Source organism: Schnuerera sp., assembly GCF_035459645.1.
Lineage (GTDB): Bacteria > Bacillota > Clostridia > Tissierellales > Tepidimicrobiaceae > Schnuerera.
Genome location: NZ_DATHXO010000167.1, coordinates 1 through 3,928, shown reverse-complemented (window position 1 = coordinate 3,928; position 3,928 = coordinate 1). Strand labels below are relative to the sequence as shown.

General features: G+C 31.5%; 2 protein-coding genes. Both read right to left on the bottom strand.

What is annotated here, in order from left to right:
- Positions 1-283: 283 nt before the first annotated feature.
- Complete coding sequence (gene ppdK, locus VK998_RS04100) at positions 284-2,914, bottom strand: pyruvate, phosphate dikinase (protein ID WP_325225789.1); 2,631 nt, start codon at positions 2,912-2,914, stop codon at positions 284-286.
- A gap of 22 nt (positions 2,915-2,936) precedes the next feature.
- Positions 2,937-3,764 (bottom strand): pyruvate, water dikinase regulatory protein, encoded by an 828-nt coding sequence (locus VK998_RS04095; protein WP_325225786.1) that lies wholly within the window; start codon positions 3,762-3,764, stop codon positions 2,937-2,939.
- Positions 3,765-3,928: the final 164 nt, after the last annotated feature.

Genomic DNA, 3,928 nt, shown 5'->3' with positions numbered 1-3,928 from the left:
TAGGATTTCTAATCCAGCCATATCCTTTTGGCATTTTAAAGCCGCCTCTGTGGACTATTTGTCTTTTGATGCTAGTTCTTGCGCCTATTCTTTTTTTAAGGCTTGGTTTTCTCATTCCAAATTTCATTATATCCATCCCCTTTTTTGAAAAATAAATTATCTATGTAATATTATATTACATAAGATTTTAACTTGTGTCAACAAAGACTGTTTTTAGGTCTATTATGGTGCATTATACATCCTTAAATAAAAAAAGAGCCTAAGCCCTTTTTTATTTATTCTTTTAAATATTTAATTTTTCTTTCAATACTGCTTGAGCTGCTGCAAGTCTTGCTATTGGTACTCTATAAGGTGAACAAGATACATAATCAAGACCTATATCATGGCAAAATTCTATTGAACTTGGCTCTCCTCCATGTTCGCCACAGATACCTAAGTGAATATCTTTTTTAGATTTTCGTCCTAAATCTACTGCCATCTCCATTAATTTACCTACTCCTGCTCTATCTATCACTTCAAAAGGACTTTTCTTGAATATTTCTTTTTCTACATATTCATTTAAAAATTTTCCAGAATCATCTCTTGAATACCCAAATCCCATTTGAGTTAAATCATTGGTTCCAAAACTAAAAAAATCTGCTTCTTTTGCTATTTCATCTGCAGTAATGGCTGCTCTTGGGACTTCTATCATAGTTCCTATGAAGTATTCTATACTATCATTATATTCCATAAAAACTAATTCTATTTCTTCAATTATTTCATTTTTAACATATTTTAATTCATTTACATCTCCAATAAGGGGAATCATTATTTCAGGAACTATATTTAATCCTTCTTTCCTTATATCCAGTGCTGCTTCAATTATAGCTCTAACTTGCATCCTATATATTTCAGGGAAGGTTATAGCAATTCTACAGCCTCTATGTCCTAACATAGGATTGACTTCAGATAGTTCTCTTATTATATCTTTTAGTTCTTCATAATCTAAATTCATGGAGTCAGCAAGTTTATTTATATCTTCTACTTTTGAAGGAAGAAATTCATGTAAAGGTGGATCAAGCAGTCTAATAGTTACAGGTCTTTCTCCCATAGCTTTGTATATTTCAAAGAAATCTTTTCTTTGCATTGGCAATAGCTCATCTAATGCTCTCTGTCTTAATTCTACAGAATTTGAAACTATCATCCTTCTAACTGCTGGTATTCTATCATCAGCAAAAAACATATGCTCTGTCCTACATAATCCAATCCCTTCAGCTCCAAATATTACTGCTTGTTTTGCATCTCTAGGTGTATCTGCATTTGCTCTTACTTTTAAAATTCTTATATCGTCAACCCAATCCATAAATTTTTCAAAATTCCCACTTAGTTCAGGTTGTTCTTTTTTAACTTGGCCTAAGTATACCATGCCCGAGCCACCATCTATTGAAATATAATCTCCTTCATTAATAGTTAATTCACCAGCTTTTATTACTTTCATTTCATCATCTACTCTAATTTCACTACAACCTGCAACACAACATTTACCCATACCTCTTGCAACTACAGCAGCATGAGATGTCATTCCCCCTCTAGCAGTAAGTATTCCTTCTGCTGCTACCATTCCTTCTATATCTTCTGGAGATGTTTCTTGTCTAACTAATATAGTTTTTTCTTCTCTTTCTTTTGCCTCTACTATATCAGATGCATGGAAATATACCTTCCCTGAAGCAGCTCCAGGGGATGCCGGTAACCCTTTTGCAATTATTTTAGCTGATTTTAAGGATTTTTCTTCAAAAGTAGGATGTAGTAATTGATCTAGTTGATTAGGATCTATTCTTAATAGGGCTTCTTCTTTTGATATTAAACCTTCTTCTACTAAATCAACTGCTATATTGATTGCAGCATGAATAGTTCTTTTTCCTGTTCTTGTTTGGAGAAGGTATAGTTTACCCTTTTCTATTGTAAATTCTATATCCTGCATATCTTTATAGTGTTTTTCTAATTTGTTAGCAGATGCAACAAATTCTTCATAGATTTCTGGCATTAAATCTTTAAGTTCAGAAATTGATCTTGGAGTCCTAACACCTGCTACTACATCTTCTCCCTGTGCATTTATCAAAAATTCTCCAAATATTTTATTTTCTCCACTTGCAGGATTTCTTGTGAAAGCAACTCCTGTTCCTGACATATCACCCATATTCCCAAATACCATAGATTGAACGTTTACTGCTGTTCCCAGATCATCTGGAATATCATTTAGTTTTCTATAGACTATTGCTCTTGGATTGTTCCAAGATTCAAATACTGCTTTTATAGACAGTTTCAATTGTTCTATAGGTTCTTGAGGGAAAGGTTCTCCTTCTTCTTCATAGTATACTTTTTTATATTCTTCTACAAGAATTTTTAAATCCTCTGCTGTAAGTTCCGTGTCTAAAGCTACTCCTTTTTCTTCTTTTTTATCTTCTAATAATGATTCAAATCTAATCTTTGGAATACCCATAGCTACATCAGCAAACATCTGTATAAATCTTCTATAGCTATCATAGGCAAATCGCTGATTACCCGTTGATTTGGCTAAACCTTCAACAGATATGTCATTTAGTCCAAGATTAAGTATAGTATCCATCATTCCAGGCATAGAATAAACTGAACCAGATCTTACTGAAAGCAAAAGAGGGTTTTCTTCATTTGAAAAAGTTTTTCCTAAACTTTGTTCTAACTCCTTTAGATGTATATTGACTTCATCCAATAGTTCCTGCCAAAGAATCTGTCCCTCTTTATAAAATCTTGTACACGCTTTTGTCGTTATGGTAAAGCCAGGAGGAACTGGTAACCCAATATTGGTCATCTCTGCTAAATTTGCTCCCTTACCACCAAGTAAAGCTTTCATTTCTTTAGAACCTTCATGAAAGCTATAAACATATTTGTTTTTCATATAAACAAGCCTCCTTTAAAATTTAATCTTGTACAGTTTTAACTCCACTTTTCTTAAGGTGTGTAATGATAATTTGGGCTGTTTCTTCTATTGCTTTGTTTGAAACATCTATAATAGGACATCCTATTTTCTTCATTATTTTTTCCGCAAAGTCAATTTCATATAATATTCTCTCTAAGCTTGCATAGTTTGTATTCCTAGTAAGTCCCAATGCTTTCATTCTTGCTTTTCTAATTTCATTAAGTTTTATGGGGGAATTTGTAAGTCCAATAATTCTTTTTCTGGAAATTTCATATATTTCTTTAGGAGGTTCAGCTTCTGGTATTAATGGTATATTTGCAACTTTAATATTTTTATTGGCCAGATACATGGATAAAGGAGTCTTTGAAGTCCTGGATATCCCTATGATTACAACGTCTGATTTTAATATCCCTCTTGGATCTTTTCCGTCATCGTATTTTACTGCAAATTCAATAGCCTCTACTCTTCTAAAATATTCTTCATCAATTCTCCTATTTATTCCAGGTTCTCTTATAGGTTCTAGTTTTGTAGCTTCTTGTATTGCTCCCAATAATGGATTAAGTAAATCTATAGCAATAATTTTTAACTCTTTAGTTTGTTCATTTATATACTCTATAGCCTCTTTATCAACTAATGTATGTATTATTATTGGATTTTTTTGTTTAGAAATTTCTTCTAAAATTTTATTTAACGAATCTATATCTAGTACATATGAAAATCTCTTTACTTCATAATCCTCAATTTTAAATTGTGATAAAGCTGCTTTTACAACCTTTGCTCCTGTTTCTCCTATTGAATCTGAAACTATATATACAGATAATTTTTCCATAAAAACTCTCCCTATATCATTTTCTAGATTTTTATAATGATAAACATTGAAAAATAAACATCATAGATTATCCAAAATATTTTGAATCTTCATTGTCTATATTATACCCACAAAAAAATTCTTATAACGTATGCTAATAATACTAAGTTATTTCATTACTTTTT

Bases quoted from the DNA above. Each gene is read 5' to 3' on its own strand.
- ppdK (WP_325225789.1), bottom strand. From the start codon at position 2,914: ATGAAAAACAAATATGTTTATAGCTTTCATGAAGGTTCTAAAGAAATG.
- VK998_RS04095 (WP_325225786.1), bottom strand. From the start codon at position 3,764: ATGGAAAAATTATCTGTATATATAGTTTCAGATTCAATAGGAGAAACA.